17 protein-coding genes are annotated in these 18355 nt (G+C 36.7%); 2 read left to right on the top strand and 15 right to left on the bottom strand.

Features of this window, described 5'->3' with window-relative positions; genetic code table 11:
- Nucleotides 1-4: 4 nt before the first annotated feature.
- Complete coding sequence (locus HS1_RS00380) at nt 5-1306, top strand: glycerate kinase type-2 family protein (RefSeq protein ID WP_066060180.1); 1302 nt, start codon at nt 5-7, stop codon at nt 1304-1306.
- A 63-nt stretch (nt 1307-1369) separates the two neighbouring features.
- Here the strand turns inward: HS1_RS00380 and glgC are convergent, their stop codons facing one another.
- The 12 genes from glgC to gspE all read right to left on the bottom strand — a co-directional run bounded on the left by glgC (nt 1370) and on the right by gspE (nt 14110).
- The gene (gene glgC, locus HS1_RS00375; RefSeq protein WP_066060178.1) at nt 1370-2605 is read right to left on the bottom strand and encodes a glucose-1-phosphate adenylyltransferase; all 1236 of its coding nucleotides are present in this window, start codon (nt 2603-2605) and stop codon (nt 1370-1372) included.
- Between the two features lie 103 nt (nt 2606-2708).
- Nucleotides 2709-3674, bottom strand: a complete 966-nt coding sequence (locus tag HS1_RS00370; RefSeq protein WP_066060176.1) for a transketolase family protein — start codon at nt 3672-3674, stop codon at nt 2709-2711.
- Nucleotides 3675-3683: 9 nt separating this feature from the next.
- The gene (locus tag HS1_RS00365) at nt 3684-4499 is read right to left on the bottom strand and encodes a transketolase (RefSeq protein ID WP_082757835.1); all 816 of its coding nucleotides are present in this window, start codon (nt 4497-4499) and stop codon (nt 3684-3686) included.
- A 742-nt stretch (nt 4500-5241) separates the two neighbouring features.
- The gene (gene gspD, locus HS1_RS00360; protein ID WP_066060174.1) at nt 5242-7275 is read right to left on the bottom strand and encodes a type II secretion system secretin GspD; all 2034 of its coding nucleotides are present in this window, start codon (nt 7273-7275) and stop codon (nt 5242-5244) included.
- Nucleotides 7251-7829, bottom strand: coding sequence for a coiled-coil domain-containing protein (locus tag HS1_RS00355; protein WP_066060172.1), 579 nt, complete (start codon nt 7827-7829; stop codon nt 7251-7253). The genes gspD and HS1_RS00355 overlap by 25 nt, the downstream gene beginning before the upstream one ends.
- Nucleotides 7826-9082 carry a PilN domain-containing protein gene (locus HS1_RS00350; protein WP_066060170.1) on the bottom strand — a complete coding sequence of 419 codons (1257 nt, stop codon included), beginning with the start codon at nt 9080-9082 and terminating at the stop codon, nt 7826-7828. Before HS1_RS00350 ends, HS1_RS00355 begins: the two co-directional genes overlap by 4 nt.
- Nucleotides 9054-9872, bottom strand: coding sequence for a type II secretion system minor pseudopilin (locus HS1_RS00345; RefSeq protein WP_066060169.1), 819 nt, complete (start codon nt 9870-9872; stop codon nt 9054-9056). The genes HS1_RS00350 and HS1_RS00345 overlap by 29 nt, the downstream gene beginning before the upstream one ends.
- A complete protein-coding gene (locus tag HS1_RS00340) occupies nt 9869-10462 on the bottom strand; it encodes a prepilin-type N-terminal cleavage/methylation domain-containing protein (RefSeq protein ID WP_066060167.1) in 594 nt (197 codons plus the stop codon). The genes HS1_RS00345 and HS1_RS00340 overlap by 4 nt, the downstream gene beginning before the upstream one ends.
- A complete protein-coding gene (locus HS1_RS00335; RefSeq protein WP_066060165.1) occupies nt 10428-10808 on the bottom strand; it encodes a prepilin-type N-terminal cleavage/methylation domain-containing protein in 381 nt (126 codons plus the stop codon). Before HS1_RS00335 ends, HS1_RS00340 begins: the two co-directional genes overlap by 35 nt.
- Nucleotides 10808-11242 carry a type II secretion system protein gene (locus HS1_RS00330; protein ID WP_066060163.1) on the bottom strand — a complete coding sequence of 145 codons (435 nt, stop codon included), beginning with the start codon at nt 11240-11242 and terminating at the stop codon, nt 10808-10810. Before HS1_RS00330 ends, HS1_RS00335 begins: the two co-directional genes overlap by 1 nt.
- Entirely contained in the window at nt 11226-12407 is a 1182-nt protein-coding gene (locus HS1_RS00325; RefSeq protein WP_066060161.1) for a type II secretion system F family protein, read from the bottom strand. The genes HS1_RS00330 and HS1_RS00325 overlap by 17 nt, the downstream gene beginning before the upstream one ends.
- Nucleotides 12407-14110: a type II secretion system ATPase GspE gene (gene gspE, locus HS1_RS00320; protein WP_082757515.1), complete on the bottom strand. Its 1704-nt coding sequence runs from the start codon at nt 14108-14110 to the stop codon at nt 12407-12409. The genes HS1_RS00325 and gspE overlap by 1 nt, the downstream gene beginning before the upstream one ends.
- A 197-nt stretch (nt 14111-14307) precedes the next feature.
- Between gspE and HS1_RS00315 the strand changes: the two genes are divergently transcribed.
- Nucleotides 14308-14586, top strand: a complete 279-nt coding sequence (locus HS1_RS00315) for a GYD domain-containing protein (protein WP_066060159.1) — start codon at nt 14308-14310, stop codon at nt 14584-14586.
- Between the two features lie 4 nt (nt 14587-14590).
- Here the strand turns inward: HS1_RS00315 and sixA are convergent, their stop codons facing one another.
- The 3 genes from sixA to dprA are packed head-to-tail and all read right to left on the bottom strand — an operon-like array spanning nt 14591 to nt 18355.
- Nucleotides 14591-15076, bottom strand: a complete 486-nt coding sequence (gene sixA, locus HS1_RS00310; RefSeq protein ID WP_066060158.1) for a phosphohistidine phosphatase SixA — start codon at nt 15074-15076, stop codon at nt 14591-14593.
- Entirely contained in the window at nt 15036-17279 is a 2244-nt protein-coding gene (gene topA, locus HS1_RS00305; RefSeq protein WP_066060155.1) for a type I DNA topoisomerase, read from the bottom strand. Before topA ends, sixA begins: the two co-directional genes overlap by 41 nt.
- The gene (dprA, locus tag HS1_RS00300) at nt 17276-18355 is read right to left on the bottom strand and encodes a DNA-processing protein DprA (RefSeq protein ID WP_066060153.1); all 1080 of its coding nucleotides are present in this window, start codon (nt 18353-18355) and stop codon (nt 17276-17278) included. The genes topA and dprA overlap by 4 nt, the downstream gene beginning before the upstream one ends.

The raw sequence follows: 18355 nt of genomic DNA, 5'->3' as shown, positions 1-18355 counted from the left end.
TTATATGGATTATAAACATATCTTAAAAGATTTATTTTTTGCTGGATTAAAATCAGTAGATCCTCATACTGGAGTGAAGAACTATATAGGTGAAGTTTTGTCTGAATATAAAACAGGAAAATATGAAACACTTTTAACTATTGGTTTTGGGAAAGCAGCTTATCAAATGGCTTTAGCAGTGGAAGAATCACTGGGAGATTTGCTTACTAATGGTTTGGTAATTACTAAATATGGACATGGTGGAACATTGAAAAATATAAAAATCGAGGAAGCCGCACACCCCATACCAGATGAAAATGGACTAAAGGCCACAAATAGAATGATAGAGCTTTTGAAAAAAAATGCTACAGAGAAAACACTGGTGCTATGTCTTATCTCTGGAGGTGGTTCGGCTTTGCTAGTTGCCCCATATAAGGGAATAACCTTAGAAGAAAAAAAGGATGTAACAAAACTTTTGCTTAAAGCAGGAACTGATATAGAAGAACTTAATACTGTAAGAAAACACATTTCAAGAGTCAAAGGAGGAAGATTGGCTGAACATTGCTATCCGGCTAGAATTATTTCTTTTATACTTTCAGATGTAATCGGGGATCGTTTAGAGACCATCGCCTCAGGACCTACGGCTCCTGATGAAACTACTTATAAACATGCCTTGAGAGTCTTAAAAAAATTTAATCTTTTTAAAAAAGTCCCACCTAGCGTCTTAGACCTTTTGAGAAAAGGTGAAAAAGGAATAATTCCTGAAACTTTAAAGAAAGACAACCCGGTCTTTAAAAAAGTAACCAATATTATCGTAGGAAACAACAAAAAGGCACTCCAGGCCATTAAACATCAGGCAGTTAAACTTGGTTTTAATGCCCAAATAATTAGTGCAGAGCTTAGTGGTGAAGCTAGGGAAGTAGCTAAATTTCTGGCTAATTTGGCATTAAAAACCCAAAAAACATCCCCTAATCTTCCTCTCTTTCTTATCAGCGGAGGAGAGACTACAGTTACTGTAAAAGGACCAGGCATAGGGGGTAGAAATACCGAACTAGCCCTTGCCTTTGCTTTAGAAATCGCTGGCAAAAAGGGAATTACTTTACTTTCAGCAGGAAGTGATGGCACTGATGGCCCCACTGATGCGGCTGGGGCAATAGTGAATGGAGATACTGTTCATAAAGCTAAAGATTTAGGGCTTGATCCAGAGAGATTTTTAGAAAACAATGATTCTTATAACTTTTTTAAAAAAATAAGAGGACTTTTCATCACCGGACCTACTGGCACTAATGTAATGGATATCCAAATCATTGTTGTAGATTCACCATAGACAACTTGCCCTTTATACCTTAAAAACTGATCTAGCTAACCTAACTTGAAAGACTCCTTTTTACTATTCCATTTTTTTCCTAACTACTACAACTTTTAAAATGGGATCAAGATAAAATCTTTCTGCATCTTTGTTTAAATCATATCCTACTTGTTCTCCCTGCCCAATAACATTTCCTTCATCTATAATTGCCCGCCTAATCTGGGCTCCTTCTTCAATGGTCACATTACCAATAATAATTGACTCTTCTATCAGGGCACGACTATTGACAAATACATTCCGTCCAATGATAGAATCTCTCACCCATCCTCCACTAACAATAGAACCACCAGCAATAAGGCTATTTTCTAAATGGCCAATTCGTCCATGGGCATCAATCACTACCTTTGCCGGTGGATCATGGTATTTCACTGAACGTACCGGCCATTGAGGGTTATAAAGATTTAACTTTGGTAATGGATTCTTCAAATCCATATTGGCTTCATAATAAGCTGCAATTGTCCCTACATCCCGCCAATAGACATTTTTTCCTTGAATCCCAGGAACTTTATTCTGGCGAAAGTCATAGGCAAAAACACGTCTGGTATTGCAAATTCGGGGTAGGATATCTCTACCAAAATCGTGGGAGCTATTTACGTCCTCAGCGTCAACTTCTAACTCTTCAAAAAGCACCTCAGTATTAAAAATATAATTTCCCATGGATACTAACCCTTCTTGAGGATTGCTTGGTAGAGGTGTGGGATTAGGCACTTTTTCCTGAAATTCTTTAACTTGCCAGTCTTCTCCTACCACTACTGCTCCAAATCGTTGGCATTCAGTAATAGGATAAGGGATGGTAGCCACAGTCACATCTGCCTTTTTTTCTAAATGAAAATTAATCATTTGACGAATATCCATAAAGTATACATGGTCTGCGCCAAAAATAGCAACCAAGTCAGGCTTAAACTGTTTAATAAGATAGATATTTTGATAAATTGCATCTGCTGTGCCTAAATACCAGGTCTCCCGCACTCTCATTTGGGCAGGCACAGGTAAAATAAAAAAACTATTCATGGGATAGGTGCTTACCCAACCATGCTGAAGGTGACGAAGGAGGGATTGGGCCTTGTATTGAGTTAATACATAAACAGAATAAACACCTGAATTTACTAAATTGCTTAAAACAAAATCTATTAAACGATAAATGCCCCCAAAGTGAACAGCTGGTTTTGTCCGATGTTGGGTAAGTGGATAAAGCCTTTCCCCTTTACCGCCTGCTAAAACCATACCTAAAATTTTAACTTTGCTTCCAAACCTCATATTTATCCTCTAAGCCTACAAAAATTTTCTTCAATTAGCAAAAAAAATGCCTCTTAGATATCTGTAACTAGAATAAAAAGTTCCTATACTGCTTAAGATAGCCTTAATTAGCAGCTCGTAATAATCGAGGTTTGTTGTTTAACAGCTTCTTGGCTTCCTGAGCAATATCTTGGGGAGTAAGTTTAAAATAAGAAAGCAATTTTTCAGGCTTTCCTGAGATGCCAAAACGGTCTTTGATACCCATTCTTTTCACTGGTACAGGATATTTTTCCGAAACCACCTCACACACTGCACTCCCTAAACCACCTATTATAGAATGTTCTTCCACTGTAACTATAAGCCCTGTCTTTTGTGCTGAATCAATAATTATTTCCTCATCAATGGGCTTTATGGTAGACATATTAATTACCCTAACTTCTATTCCTTCAAGGGCAAGAAGAGAAGCAGCAGCGAGGGCATGATGAACCATTAACCCCATAGCAATAATAGTAAGTTCGTCTCCTTCTCTAACAATATCAGCTTTACCTATTTTAAAAGAATAATTTTTATTTTCATAAATTACAGGAAAGGCGATGCGGGAACTCCTCACATATACCGGTCCATAATACTCCTCAGTAATAGTTCTAATTACCTGAGCCATCTCTATGGCATCTGCTGGAACAATAACAGTCATATTAGGCAGAATACGCATCAAAGCTACATCTTCTAAGGCCTGATGTGAACCACCGTCATCTCCTACCGTAATTCCACCATGACTAGCTACGATTTTTACATTTAATCCAGCATAGGCAATGGATTGCCTTATTTGTTCCCAAGCTCGTCCAGTGGCAAAGATGGCAAAGGTGCTAGCAAAGGGAATTTTACCTGCAACAGCTAATCCCGCAGCTGTTCCCATCATATCTTGTTCGGAAATTCCCATATTAAAAAACCTTTCCGGAAATTTCTGAGCAAACATCTGTGTTTTAGTAGAGCCAGAAAGGTCTGCATCCAACACTACAATATCTCTATTTTTTTCTCCTAATTCCACTAAGGTCTTACCATAAGCCTCACGCGTACTTGCCTTTTTCATATTCTCCCCCTAATGCTCCAATTCCTTAAGAGCCATTTCCAACTCTTCTGTATTCGGTGCTACACCATGATATTTGGCCTGATTTTCAAAAAATGATACTCCCTTCCCTTTTATAGTATGAGCAATGATGATTGTAGGTCTTTCTTTTATCTTTTCCGCTTTATCTAAAGCTTCAAAAATCTGTTTGAAATCATGTCCATCAATCTCTATTACTGTCCAACCAAAAGCCTTCCATTTGGCAGCAAGAGGCTCGATTTGCATTACGTCTTTTACCCAACCATCTATTTGAAGACCATTGTTATCCAATATAGCACATAAATTATCAAGTTTATAATGGGCTGCAGACATTGCCGCTTCCCATACTTGGCCTTCCTGAACCTCACCATCACCCAAAAGGACATACACCCTAGTAGACAGTTTATCCAAACGGGTAGCTATAGCCATCCCATTGGCCATAGATAAACCCTGTCCTAAAGACCCGGTTGGTACCTCTATGCCTGGTGTAAATTTGCAATCAGGATGACCTTGTAGCCGAGCCCCCAACTCTCGTAAGTGAAATAACTCTTCTTTAGGAAAATAACCCAAATGAGCAAGGATAGCATAAAGGGCAGGAGCTGCGTGTCCTTTAGATAAAACGAATCTGTCTCTTTCTGACCAATGGGGATTTTTAGGGTCTTGCCTTAATTTACCCCAAAACAAAGCAATTAACAATTCTACAGCAGAAAGTGAACCTCCTGTGTGCCCTGACCCAGCCTTATGGAGCATTATCAAAATATCTTTCCGAATCTGCTTGGATAATCTTTGAAGATAATCAATATCCCTTATCAACTTTGTCTCAATCTTCTTATGAGGTCAGCCTAACCCTAGCACAAACTTTTTTAAAATGCAAGGGGTTAAATTTAGGACTTTCCCCAGAATTTTTAAAGGCTTTCTAAAAAGAAAGGTAAGTTCTTCAAAACAGTAATAACTTTAAAAGAAAACGGTCAAATATAGTAACTGACCTTACGCATAGTATAAAATTGTTTTTAATTTTAAGCCATAACATTATAAAAAAACATTTTTTAAGGGTTGCGGTCAAAAAACCGACCGCAACCATACAAATATTTTATTTAGAGCTGGGGCTGTCAAGGAGTGCTCGCCCGCCTGCGGTCGGGCAGGCTCGCCTGCATTCCGCAGCTCGCTGCGCTCCTCCCTGCCTGTCCCCGCCTGCCTGCGGGCAGGGGCAGACAGGCTTGACAGAAAAATAGTCCCTTAAAGAAAAAACTTTTTTGCTTCAACCAAATCTACTTTTTAAAAAGCAGATTGCGGAGTGCCATCAAGACTGGCGAAAGCCACCCTGAAAGGGCTTGGTCTTGATGGCTTAACGGAGCAATCTGCTAAGCTATAAATAGGTTGGTGAAGTTAAAGTGTGCTTTTTTCTTATTCCACTTATGGAACGCCAAAAATCCTTAATTCATCCCTGCCTGTCGCCTGCCTGTCGGCAGACAGGGCAGACAGGAATGTTTTTAAAGATTAACGCCTAAATTTTGGGGAATGTTCAAGTTAAATTCTTTTGGAGTATTCAGCTTTATTTTTTTTCTAACAGTTTCTTCAGCCCTTTTACCTTATCCAAAAATACCTCGCTTACTTGAACAGCAGTCTTTCCTCTTTTTATGACATGAGGAGTAATAGATATTAAAACCTCAGTTTTTTCTCTTTTGTAAGTATTTGAACTAAATAAATATCTTAAAATCGGAATGTCCATAAGAATAGGAATCCCGGATCTAGTCTTATCTATCTTGGTCCGGATAAGACCTCCTATAACTACTGTTTGACCATCTTTAGCTACCAAATTGGTTTCTACCTCTCTAGTAAATTTTTCGTATGTTTCCTGCCCCGCCACTTTTGTCTTAGCCACATCACTAAATTCTTGTTTTACCTCCATCCTCACTACCCCTGCAGAACTTATGTGGGGAGTAACAGTCAAGATTGTTCCATAAGGCATATATTGGATGCTAGCAGCAACTTGGCCAGCCGTAGCTTCTATACCAGTTATTGTTGAACTAACAGTGGGCACTTCTCCGCCTACTGTAATTTTCGCCTCTTTATGGTCTATGGCCAAAACCGTAGGGGAGGCAATCACATTCACTTCAGAGATATCAGATAGCAAAGTTAAAAGTGAAAGCACATTTTCTGAAAGACTGCCAAAATAAAGGGAAAGGGCTTGAGAGGGTTTGAACTCCTCAGGTTTAGGTGGCTCTCCTCCAAAAGAAACATCCATTCTGCCTACATCCACTCCCCTTTTTTTCAACCACCATTCAACACCTTGCTCTATACTTCCTCTTAAGCTCACTTCTGCCACTAATACTTCAAGCAATACCTCTCTAGGCATAATGTCTAAGGCCTTAATGGCCCTCTCTATAATTTTGTAATCTTGAGGGGTGGCCAAAATGACCAAGGCATTGTTTATTTCGTCAGCAATAATCTTTATTTTTCCAGTTACTTGTCCACTAGGTAGTCCTTGAGATGGAAGCTTTGCCGCCACAATCTTTTTCTTTTCAGTTTTGGCAGTTGTCTCAGTGGCTTTCTCAGAGATCTTTGCTACTCCTGTTTCATAAACTTCATTTAAGATATCGGCAATGTCTTTAGCCAACCCATTTTCAATAAAACGAACATAGAGATTTTGTTCTTCGGTAATCTTGATGCTATCTAAAACTTCTATCCATTTCTTCAGTTCAGAAAGCAGCTCAGGGTTAAGGGTTACCACCAAAACATAATTAGTTTTTTCAATAGGCATAATCAAGGTATTTTCCTTCAATTTAGGGTTATTTTTTAAAATACTTAAGTCAGAAAAGACATTTTTGACCTTTTCTACTACTGTCTCAGCATCCATATTTTTTAAGGGAATGGTTTCTATATAAACATCTTTTAATAAGAAACTATCAAGGGTCTGAAGGAGCTTTAAAGCAGTCTTAATATTTTCTACCTCATCGGCAAGAATGATTCCAGAAATGGCTTTATTTACCACTGTAGGGGACCCGGATGAAAGAAAGGGCTTTATGGTTTTTAAAGCTACTTCTGGCTCAATATAAGAGAGCCGATAAATAAGAATGGCTGGCTCTTTCATCTTTTCTAACTGCTCTTTTCCTTTAACAATAGTCAATCCAAATTGAGCAGCTTTTTCTTTACGGACAAGAAAATACATCCCTTCCTTTTCTATGATGTCAATATTATTTAAATTTAAGGCCTGGCGTAGGAAATTGAACAATTCGGTGTCAGTATATTTACCTCTAATAAACAAGGTCAAACCTGGATTCAAATTGGGTTGGACAGTATAATTTTTATTTAAATAATCTCCCAAAATAACGCGGATGACTTCTGTCAAAGGAGCTCCCTCAAAATTGAGTTCAATCTTTTGTGGTCCTCCTTTCTTCTTTATCCTTTCTGTAGGCATCTTTTTTTCTTGTGAAGGTTCTACCTTTTTTTCTGGACGGGGTTCCTTAGGAGAAACTCTTATTTGCCTTGAAGGAGGGTCTTGATTAATAACTTCAGAAACAATAGGAGGACAATTGCTCAAAATTATAACAATGAATACTATCAACCATAGACTAATTTTGCACATACTAACCTCACCCGTAAATCATATTTTTTGATACCATAACGGAGCTTTGTGATGCTAAATTCACTAATGTAAATTCCTTTAAGGGCTTCTATTTTCTCTAAGAGTTCAGTTATCCCTCTAATATGAGTCTTAAGGTCAAAACGAATTCTTATCTCTTTAAATCCCTCTCTTTCTTTTTCACCAAGAACCTGATAATTATTTATCTCAAGCTCTCCCTCTTCTGCTAACGGTTTCAACTTCTGTTCAATGGATGCAGCTAACTTATAAGGTTCCTGTGCCGAAAACCATTTTTCCCTCTCTATTTTTAATTCTCTCAACTCCTTCTTAAGGGAAGAAAGCTTGGGTTTATAATAGCTAATCTGTTCATTATATTTTTGGATGAGTGCCTTTTTAGAGTTTATTTTTTCTCTTAAAATATTAATTTCTGTCTGAAGAGGTAAAACCCATTTGATATGGAAAATAATTACTCCCAGAAAAACCAAAGAAATCACTATGATTAGATATCTTTTTTCTTTGTTTTTAAGTAAGTATCTAAATTGAGTTATTAATTTCATTTCAACTTTATTTGAATATTAAATAATTCCTTTTGTGTTTTGGCCTTTTTTCTCACTGGAGACAGGAGCTTCACCTCTTGAAATGCAGGCACCTTTGAAATGGTCTCTAAAAAATTTACCACTGAACCAGATTCTCCCCTAATTATTATAGTCTTTTTTTTCAAGTCAAAATATGAAATCCAAGTATCATTAGGTGTAGTCTCTGTCAAGATTTTTAATACTTTAAGAGGCGAGACCACTTCTTGCTTGACGTGCTCTAATTTATTATTAAAGGCTTTTAATTCCTCTACTTCTTTTTGGATGCGTTCTATGGGCCTCCATTCCTTCTCTGTCTTTTGAAGTTCTTGGGAAACCAATTGAAATTGTTTAATCAAATGTTTATGCTCAAAAGATAGGAAAATAGGATAAATTGCATAAATTCCTACCAAAATAGCCAAAAGGATGTAACCCAGAACAATTTTGCTAGGTTTCAATCGCAAATCTTGAGGCCATCCCTTTATCACTTCTTGTTTAGCAATGTAATCACCAACTTTCTTCAATAAAGCACTATCTATACTAAGAAATTTTATTTTTAAGCCTTTTAAAAAATCAGGTGCTTTTGAACCTATACAAACTATATTCTCTATCCCAATGGAAGTAATGTAAGTTTTAAAATAATCTATATTGTCTTCTTCCAATATAAATACATCTCTCAAACTTCCATCAGCGCAAACTGCTACTTCAAATCTTTTATGATTCAAGGGAGATAATACAATAGAATCTTTTACTTCATCCCCTAAGTAAGGATAAAACTGAGCTGCAGGCAGAATACACACCTGTAAAAAACCTTCTAAGTTTTGGGTTAACAGTTGATATTGCTCTTTGGTTTGAGAAAAAATGGGCACTACTACGTTATCTTGTGTTTCAATAGGTTTGCCTAATATAAAATTTGTATTATCTTCTCCAGACAGAAATATCTCATCTAAATCATACCGGACGGCATCCTCTAAATGCTCACCCACGGTTTTTGGATAGGTTTCTTGATGGGCTTGATATCTGTCTCTTAATACCAGTAATAAAATAGCTGTTTTTTTTCTCTCAACCCCCTCTATTACTTCAGGTATAACCTCAGGCCAGGAAGCTTCAAAAGTCTCATTTTTAAAAATTTCCCATTTTTGCCAAGGTCTCTTTTTAAGTCTAACTACCTCGGTAGAATTTTCTTTCAAAAGAGCAATAATAATATGTTTAGGATATTTTAGGTTTATAATATTCATGCCAGTACTCTAACAAATATTTTCTATTTCCCATATATTTATAAATACTCACAAAAATAACACCTCTTATCTGGCAAGTAAAACGATAGTAATGACCTTGAATAAGCTCTTCCTTTTTCTCTTTATTTTCCCCTTCTGAAGATATAGCAGAGAGATTAACACTTTTACCATAAACTGTCAAAAAATCATATAAACCTGGTATCCATTTTTTCCCTTCTTCTCCTTCTTCCTCTCTTCCCCAAAAAATTTCTGGGGTAATGCCTTTTACAAACAATAATTCATTTATGGTTTTAAAAGAAGCATTAGCAGGTCTATAAGGGGGTTTTAATGCTAAATAATAATCTTCTTCTGCTCCATGAGGTTTAGGAATATTATCCCCATCTCTATAATCTAAAACACAGTCTGCTATCTCCTCTGCTTTCTCTTGAGAAAGTTTTAATTGTTTGGTCAAAAGATCAATAAGTGGCTGTGCATCTATCATATTAATATTTATCTTTCTTTCTTCATCTTGGATTTTAACCTTCACCTTCTCATTATTAATATCAAGCTCTATCTCATCTCCAGAAAAAACCTTTCTTTCATCCTCATCTGGTAAAGTTAATCTAATCATTAGCTCTTGCACTGCGCTATAAGCTGTAAAATAGGCATTTCTTGCTTCAATAATATTTCTGGCCTCTAATGCCTTTAGCCGCACTTCTCGCCCAAATTGGCTAACAATAAAAGAAATAACCGCAATTATCCATAATAAAAAAATTAAAATACTACCCTGTTGTTTATTTTTAAAAATCATTTTAACCAAAAGATAAATTGGTATTTTTCTCCCCTAAGTTCTGCTTCCATCTTGATGGCATCTGGGGATTGTTTTTCTTTTAACCAAGTTTCTTTAATATCATCATTCTTAATATAAAAAAAACCACATTGAACAGGCAATTCCAATTGAATGGGTGTAATTACCTCTATTTCCTTCAAAAACTCATTTATTTCTCCCATATTAGTAAAGGGCATTTCTTGATAAGAAATTATATTTTCCAAACACGCATATCTTACCAAAACAGGACTAGCCCTGTTTGGGGTAAGCAGAGAATAATCGGTAGTAAAGGTTAAACTTGTTTTGTCTCCACTAAAAATCCCTTTATGAAAAAAAGTTGATTTAATATTACCCGCATAACGCAATTGTTTTTCTAACAGATAGGTCAATTTAAAAAAATTGATTTCCATCTGTTGCTTATCGGTTCCTCTCCACCACACTCCTAAACTAAAACGTAGAGCCATAGCTAGAGTAATAGCTACTAAAGTAGAAAGAAATAAGGAAATAAGTAATTCTAATAAAGTAAACCCCTGCTCTTTAATCATTTCTTTCAAAAAGAGGGTTTTTTTCACCAAAATTGCTACCTGGATAGTGAAGAAAACAAAGGATACGTTGATTTAAGGTAATGCAAACTTTATAAAGGGAAATATCTCTATATTCTTCTATTCTGGTGGTAACTACCTTACACTCCTTTTTGTCCCATTCTCTAGTAGTTTCACCTTCTTCTATGTCTCCAGTTTGAATAATTTGGTGGGCTACCTGGTTTAAAATGTGAGTTTCTCTTAATGCCGTTAAGGCTTTATCTAAAAGTCTAAAATTCTGTCCTATCACACCCATAAGCACTCCCAGCACTGTAACCATAATGAATACAGCTACTAAAACCTCCAGCAAGGTGAAACCTTTATTTTTAAAAACCATTAAACTTCCTTCCATTTAATAGTAGATATTAAAGGATTAATGGTAATATTATATTTTTTTCTATTGTAAATAATATCAATATCTGTTTGATTGGCTGTCCCATCTGGGAAAAAGTATATGTAATATTTTCCCCCTTTATCTTCTCTCATTCCCCTAGCATAAATTTCTGCTGTTTCTGGAATAGGATATTCTTTCTTTCCAAAACCATAAGTTCTTTTATCTCCATCAATGAAAAAAATACAAAGTTGATGCGTACCAAGGGCATTGGATGCTGTTAGGGAAAGTGTGTCCACAAAATGATAGATAAAACGCTTCTGTTCTAACTTTAAAAGTAATTTAGAAAAACGGGGAAGAGTAAAGGTAACTAGCAATGAAATGATAAACAGGACCACAATTAGTTCTAATAAAGTAAATGCCTTAGAATTTAATCTCATTAATACCCATAATAGCTGAAAACATAGTAAAAATAATGCTACCAATAATAACACCCATACTCACAATAATCACCGGCTCTATGAGACTTAGCACCCGTTTAAAAATACGTCCTAATTCTTCTTCAAAAATGCGATTTATATTGAGAAATCCCTGCCCTAAGTCACCTGTCTCTTCAGCCACTGTTAAAATAGTAGCCATTTTGGCTGGAAAGGGAGGACGTCTAAAACAAAAACTCAATGTTTTCCCTCGGCGGATTTCTTGTTTAAGTTGACCTGTTATTTTTCTGAGCACTTCATTACCCATTACTTCTTTAGCTGTGTCTAAGGCCTCCAGAATTCCTACTCCTGCTTTAAGCAAAATCCCCATAGTTCTAGTAAACTTTATCATCTCTATCTTAACCAGAATATTTTTTAAATAACCTATCTTCAAAAGGGTCTCATGCCATTTATACCTTCCCTCAGGTTTACTAGTCCATTGTCTAAACCCTAATAAAATAAAAATAAGAAGCACAGGAAAAATCCATCCATAGTGGTTTAAGAAATAACCAATAGCTAAAAGAAATTTCATAAAAACAGGAACTTCCTGATGTAGCTCTAGAAAAATCTGAGAAAAACGAGGTACAACATAACCTAATAAGACCAGTAATGAAATGATACCCACTGTGAGTAAAATAGAAGGATAAATGGAGGCAGAGATTATTTGCTCCTTTAACTGTTGTTGCATTTCCAGATAGTGCACAATTAAATTAAGTGTGGTAGGTAAAGTGCCAGCGGCCTCCCCTACCCTAATCATCTGGATGTAAAAACGACCAAACACATATTGATAGTCACTTAATGCCTCAGAAAAACTCTTACCTCCTTTTATGGCCTCTACTAACTCCATAATAAGGTTTTTCAGTTCTAGCTTCTCTTCAGAGAGAGCCAACATTTCTAAGGCACGATCAAGAGGTAGCCCACCCTCCAGTAATTCGCACAAGTCTCTGGTAAAATCAATTATTTTTGTCAATTTAATGCGGGTTTTTTTCTTCTTAACAATATCTAGTTTAATGGGAATGAGCTGACGCTCTCTCAATTTTCGAATGGCTTCTTTTTGTTCTTTAGCCTCAAGAAAACCTTTAATAAGTTGACCTGTTAGGGACTTAGCTTGATATTTAAAAGTAGCCATTATAGTTTTGTTACTCTAAGAACCTCTTCTATAGTAGTAATACCACTAATCACCTTATTTAAGCCATCTAACCGCATGGTGGCCATACCTTCCTTTATGGCTTCTTTTCTGATATGGTCCGTGTCTGCCCCTTCAATGATTAAAGAGCGAATACTATCTGTTACCTCCATAATTTCAAATAAACCAGCCCTACCCAAGTAACCAGTATGTCCACATTCAGGACATCCTACACTCTTATAGAATGTTATATCTTTTCTGTCTAATTCTATCATTTCAGCAGCTTCTGAGGAAAAATAAGTCTTTATGCGTTTAATAATGGCCTTATCTGGTTTAAATGGGACTTTACAGTGAGGACAGAGCACTCTCACCAATCTTTGAGCCACTACTAAAAGCAAAGAAGCAGATATCAGATAAGGTTCTACTTGAAGGTCTATCAAACGGGTAATAGCTGTAGGAGCATCATTGGTGTGAAGGGTAGAAAAAACCAAATGTCCCGTAAGGGCAGATTGAATAGCAATTTCCGCTGTTTCTAAATCTCTGATTTCTCCAATAAGAATTACATCTGGGTCTTGCCTAACAATAGACCTTAAAGCCTTGGCAAAAGTCAAATCTAAATCAGCCCTAACTTGAATTTGATTAATACCTTCAATTTGATATTCTACTGGGTCTTCCACGGTGATAATTTTCTTTTCTGGAGACTTAATCTTTTTTAAAACCGCATACAAAGTAGTAGTTTTCCCAGAACCTGTAGGTCCGGTGACTAAAATGATACCATTGGGATAATAAATCTTTTCCTGTAAAAGGTTCATATCACGTTCAGTCAGGCCCAAAGATTCTAATTCTAATTCTTCTGTCTCTTGGTAAAGTAACCTTAACACTACACTTTCACCAAAAATTGTAGGTAAGGTGGAAACACGAATGTCTACCTCCTTTCCCCCCAAACGTAATTTTATTCGTCCATCTTGGGGAAGACGCCTTTCCGCAATATTCATACCAGCCATCAGCTTTACCCTAGAAATAATAGCCGGTTGTAATCGCTTGGGTGGGGTTTCCATCTCGTGCAAGATGCCATCAATTCTATAACGCACCTTGAATTCTTTCTCAAAAGGCTCAAAATGAACATCCGAAGAACGCATTTCCACTGCCCGGTTGATTATCATATTCACTAACCGCACAATAGGGGCTTCAAGGGCCATATCCCGTAGATTTTCTTCTTCTAATTCAAATGTCTCCGCTTCAGCTTCTCCCATGGCGTTTTGAATTTCCTCAGTTTGATCACCATATAAACGGTCAATGGCGTCTTTTATCTCACTGGGCAAACCTATACAAAATTTTACTTTGGCAGAATTGAAATATTGCTTGATGGTATTCATGAGAGAAAGGTCAAAAGGGTCACTAATCACTATTATTACTTCATCTTTATTCTGTTCTAAGGGCAAAATACAGTGCCTTTTTAAAAATCCAATAGAGATTTTTTCCAGGATTAAAGGTTTCTGAGGATAATCCTTTCTTTCAAGAAAAGGCAAACCAAAATAATCAGCCATTAATCGTGATAATTGTCTTTCTTCTGCTAAACCTTCTTTTTGTAAAATTCTAGGAAGAGATAACTTTGCCTGCTGAACTTCAGCTAAAAGCCTGGCTTTTTCTTCTGAGCTTATTTTTAAATGAGAAAGAAGATATTCATTAAATGGTTGCTGATTCATACTATCTTTTTATAACACTTTACACTTTTTGCCAAGAAGGTTCATTATTTTAAACCACTATCATAACCATTAAAATTTGTAAATGATTTTTTAGTCCTGCCCCCGGCAAGAATTCCGTGATTATTTATAAAAATACCCTTGACATCTACTTTTAATAATGAGACAAAATGGATATTTTTAATAAAGGAGGGATAGTTATGGCCACTTTTTTTATGTTCGGCAAATACTCGTCAGAGGCATTAAAGGAAATTAGTGCAGAACGGACAGAGAAGGCAATGGAGATATTTAAAAATCTAGGCGGTGAAGTAAAATCCATGTATGCCTTACTTGGGGATTACGATTTGGTATTTATTGTAGAATTACCAGGAATTGAACAGGCTATGCGGGCTTCTGTGGCCTTAAGCAAAATGTCAGGTATTTCGTTCAGAACATCCCCAGCTATAACGGTAGCGGAATTTGATAAGTTAATCACATAATAGCCTATTTTGCTATTAAAGCCAGTTGTTCAGGAGTTAAAAAACTTATTAATTTCCCTTGATGGGTGGGTAGTTCCTCTACTTCTATCTCACAGAGACCACCCATCTGAAACTGAATAAAAATAGGTCCCTCACTCAAAAGTTCTGAGGCTATTTCTGCCAGAGAGGGTAAATGCCCTGCAATAAAAATAGATGTTTTATCTGTAAAGGACTGCAGATAGGAAATAGCATCAGCAGGGGGTGAAAGGGGCTTAAATACTGAACTAATCTCAATTTTTTCTATGGGATAATTTAGCTCTTTAGCTACTATTTCAGCCGTTTGCCTGGCACGTTTTTTAGGACTAGAACAAATAACATCTATTTTCACTCCCATATTGTGAATTGCCTTAGCACTTAAATTAATTTGCCTCATCCCTTCTTCTGAAAGTCCCCTTTCAGGGTCTTTCTCTTTAGGAAGAGCTTGTCCGTGTTGCATCATATAAATTCTCATCTACTTCCTCCTTTTCAAGTCTTTCTTTATACCTACATTTAATACACACCAAACTATTGCCCTTACATATCATAAAGCTAGCTCCACATCGAGGGCAAGTATGAACAATAGGTCGTTCCCACATGGCAAATTGACAATCAGGATAGCGACTACACCCATAAAATACCCTTCCTTTCTTGGAGACACGTTGTATTATCTCTCCCTCCTCACACTTAGGACATTTAACCCCTAAACTTAATGGAGCGGTATAATGGCATTCTGGATACCCAGAGCAAGCCAAAAATGGTCCATACCGACCGTGTTTTAAAGACAAAGGTTTTCCACATTCAGGACAATTTTCGGCCGCTGTCTTTGAAATTATTACTATTTCCCCTTTTTCATTCCGTCTAAACTCTTTGGTATTTTCACAGGCTGGATACCGAGAACAGGCAAGAAAGGCACCATTTTTACCATATTTGATCACCATGGGGGCTCCACACTTTTCACAAGTAATTTCTGTCTTTACTCCATGTTTTTTTATATCTGCCATGTGTTTTTGAGCCTTTTCTAATGCCTTCCTAAAAACCTGATAAAATTCTTTTAAGGTATTGATGGACGATTTTACTCCTTCCTCAATTTCATCTAACTCTGCCTCCATCTGCGCAGTGAAAGAAACATTAATAATCTCAGGGAAATTAGTAGTAAGCAAATCATTGACTAAAAGACCCAATTCAGTTGGACGAAAATGCCCTTTTTCTTTTTCTACATAATTTCTTTCTTGAATAGTAGTCAAAATAGTGGCATAGGTGCTAGGACGTCCGATGCCTTTATCTTCCAGCTCTTTAATCAGACTGGCTTCTGTATACCGAGCAGGTGGTTTAGTAAAATGTTGACTAGGAATAAGTTCCTTTAAATTTAGAAGCTGCCCATTTTCTAAATCAGGAATATAAACTTCTTCTTTTTCTTTCAAATCATAAATCTTTTTAAAACCTTCTTTTTTCAAAATACTACCTGTAGTCCTGAATAAATACTCCCCAGCTTCAATTTCTACTGTAGTCTGGTCATAAATAGCTGGGGCCATCTGAGAGGCCACAAATCTCCTCCAGATAAGTTCATAAAGAGCACGCTGTTCTGGAGAAAGATAAGGGGCAACACTTTCTGGAAATCGATAAACCGAAGTAGGACGGATGGCCTCATGGGCATCTTGGGCCTGACGTTTATTTTTATAATAATATCTCCTAGCAGGTAAATAATCCTTTCCCCATTGTCCTTTAATGAATTTTCTGGCTTCTTCAATAGCTATATCAGCTGTCCTTACTGAGTCTGTGCGCATATAGGTAATAAGCCCTACCCTACCTTCTTTTCCCAAATCTATTCCTTCATAAAGCTGTTGAGCCAAAACCATAGTCTTCTGAGCAGAAAAACCAAGTTTTTTTGCTGCCTCCTGTTGTAAGGTGCTGGTAATGAATGGAGGAAAGGGATAACGATGTTTTTTTTGGTGAATAACTCTTTTTACCAAAAATGATTTTTCTTTAAGAGTTTTAAGAATAGCCTCAACCTGGGCTTGATTTTTTAAACAAGCTTTTTTCCCTTTAATTTGAGCCAGTTTAGCCTCAAAACAGGGACATTGTTCCCCTTCTAAAAGAGCCGCAATTTCCCAGTATTCCTGAGGAACAAAATTTTGGATAGCTCGCTCTCTTTCACATATCAGATATAGAGCAGCCGATTGCACTCTACCTGCTGAAAGCCCCATCTTTACTTTTTGCCAAAGAATAGGGGAAATCTTATAACCCACTAACCTATCTAAAATACGTCGTGTTTGTTGTGAGAGATATTTATTGGTATCAAGGGAGAAAGGTTGTTTTAAGGCAGTCTTGACTGCTGCAGGTGTAATTTCATGGAAAAGCACTCTTTTAATAGGCTTTTCTCCATTTTTATCTATTTCCTCTGCCACATGCCAAGCAATAGCTTCACCTTCTCTATCAGGGTCAGAAGCCAAATAGATTTCTTCAGCTAATTTGGCCATTTTCTTAAGCCTTTGAATGGTTTTTTGTTTCCTAGGTAAAATTACGTAACTGGGTTTAAAATCGTGCTCAATATCCACACCAAGTTTGTTCTTAGGCAGGTCTTTTATATGTCCCAAGGTAGATTCTACGACAAAACCCTTTAACAATTTTTTTAATGTTCTTGCCTTGGCTGGAGATTCCACAATTAGAAGTTTCATACATCTAACCTTATGTATTGTTTGCCAGGTAATTGTTTTACCAATCCCTGAACCTCTAATAAAGTCAAGATACTAGAAACGTCAACCACGCTTTCCTTTAAGCTTAAGGCAATTTCTTCTAAGTTTTTTGGTGTATGGAGAAGAGAAATAATACGCTCACTAAAAGGGTCTAGCTTAATATTGTAATGTTCTGAAGTCTCTTTTGGCACCGATAAGTTTAATTCTTCCACTATATCCATTACATTTTCAACTAATTTCGCACCTTGTTTGATAAGGGCATGTGTCCCTCTACTATAAAAACTACTTATAGAACCAGGCACAGCAAATACCTCTCTTCCCTGTTCTAAGGCCAATCTAGCCGTAATTAAAGAACCACTTCTAAAGGCCGCTTCTACCACTACTACTCCTAAAGATAAACCGCTAATAAGACGATTGCGCACAGGAAAGTTTTGGGAGAGGGGAGGAGTACCCAATGGAAATTCTGAAATAATGGCACCTTGTTTTTTTATTTCTGCATAAAGTTTTTTATTTTCAAGAGGATAAACTATATCTAAACCACAACCTAATACGGCTATGGTATTCCCCCCTGCTTGTAAAGCTCCTTGGTGGGCAGCAGCATCAATACCCCTAGCTAGTCCACTAACAACAGTAATTCCCAATTCAGCTAGATTAGTAGCCAAATTAGTAGCTGTTTTTGAACCATAAAAACTGGCTCTTCTGGCACCTACTATAGCAATAGAAGGAGTATTTAACAACTGGGCTTCTCCTTTTAAATAAATAAAAGGTGGAGGGTCAGCAATTTGTTTTAACAAGGCAGGATAGCGCTGGTCAGAATAGGTAATGATCTCGATTCCCATTGTCTTAATTTTTTTAAGTTCTTCCTCTGCTTCTTTTATCCATTTTTTTGATAAAATAGCCTGAATGGTTTCTGCCTTTAATCCTAATTCTTGCATAGTTTTTTGAGAAGCAGAAAAAAGTCCTTTAGGTTCACCAAAAAAATCAAGTAATTTCTTACTACGGCGATGACCTAATCCTGGAAGGTAGTGCAAGGCCAGCCAGTAAATGATTGATTCCAT

Source organism: Candidatus Desulfofervidus auxilii (assembly GCF_001577525.1).
GTDB classification, from domain to species: Bacteria; Desulfobacterota; Desulfofervidia; order Desulfofervidales; family Desulfofervidaceae; genus Desulfofervidus; species Desulfofervidus auxilii.
Note: the sequence above shows the minus strand (reverse complement) of the source record. Positions and strands in the feature narration are given on the sequence as shown.

What these genes read in the sequence shown, in the direction of transcription:
- topA (WP_066060155.1), bottom strand. Translation starts at nt 17,279, where the DNA reads ATGAAACTTCTAATTGTGGAATCTCCAGCCAAGGCAAGAACATTAAAA.
- HS1_RS00325 (WP_066060161.1), bottom strand. Translation starts at nt 12,407, where the DNA reads ATGGCTACTTTTAAATATCAAGCTAAGTCCCTAACAGGTCAACTTATT.
- HS1_RS00345 (WP_066060169.1), bottom strand. Translation starts at nt 9,872, where the DNA reads ATGATTTTTAAAAATAAACAACAGGGTAGTATTTTAATTTTTTTATTA.
- glgC (WP_066060178.1), bottom strand. Translation starts at nt 2,605, where the DNA reads ATGAGGTTTGGAAGCAAAGTTAAAATTTTAGGTATGGTTTTAGCAGGC.
- dprA (WP_066060153.1), bottom strand. Translation starts at nt 18,355, where the DNA reads ATGGAATCAATCATTTACTGGCTGGCCTTGCACTACCTTCCAGGATTA.
- HS1_RS00370 (WP_066060176.1), bottom strand. Translation starts at nt 3,674, where the DNA reads ATGAAAAAGGCAAGTACGCGTGAGGCTTATGGTAAGACCTTAGTGGAA.
- HS1_RS00355 (WP_066060172.1), bottom strand. Translation starts at nt 7,829, where the DNA reads ATGAAATTAATAACTCAATTTAGATACTTACTTAAAAACAAAGAAAAA.
- HS1_RS00315 (WP_066060159.1), top strand. Translation starts at nt 14,308, where the DNA reads ATGGCCACTTTTTTTATGTTCGGCAAATACTCGTCAGAGGCATTAAAG.
- gspE (WP_082757515.1), bottom strand. Translation starts at nt 14,110, where the DNA reads ATGAATCAGCAACCATTTAATGAATATCTTCTTTCTCATTTAAAAATA.
- HS1_RS00335 (WP_066060165.1), bottom strand. Translation starts at nt 10,808, where the DNA reads ATGGTTTTTAAAAATAAAGGTTTCACCTTGCTGGAGGTTTTAGTAGCT.
- HS1_RS00380 (WP_066060180.1), top strand. Translation starts at nt 5, where the DNA reads ATGGATTATAAACATATCTTAAAAGATTTATTTTTTGCTGGATTAAAA.
- sixA (WP_066060158.1), bottom strand. Translation starts at nt 15,076, where the DNA reads ATGAGAATTTATATGATGCAACACGGACAAGCTCTTCCTAAAGAGAAA.
- HS1_RS00330 (WP_066060163.1), bottom strand. Translation starts at nt 11,242, where the DNA reads ATGAGATTAAATTCTAAGGCATTTACTTTATTAGAACTAATTGTGGTC.
- gspD (WP_066060174.1), bottom strand. Translation starts at nt 7,275, where the DNA reads ATGTGCAAAATTAGTCTATGGTTGATAGTATTCATTGTTATAATTTTG.
- HS1_RS00350 (WP_066060170.1), bottom strand. Translation starts at nt 9,082, where the DNA reads ATGAATATTATAAACCTAAAATATCCTAAACATATTATTATTGCTCTT.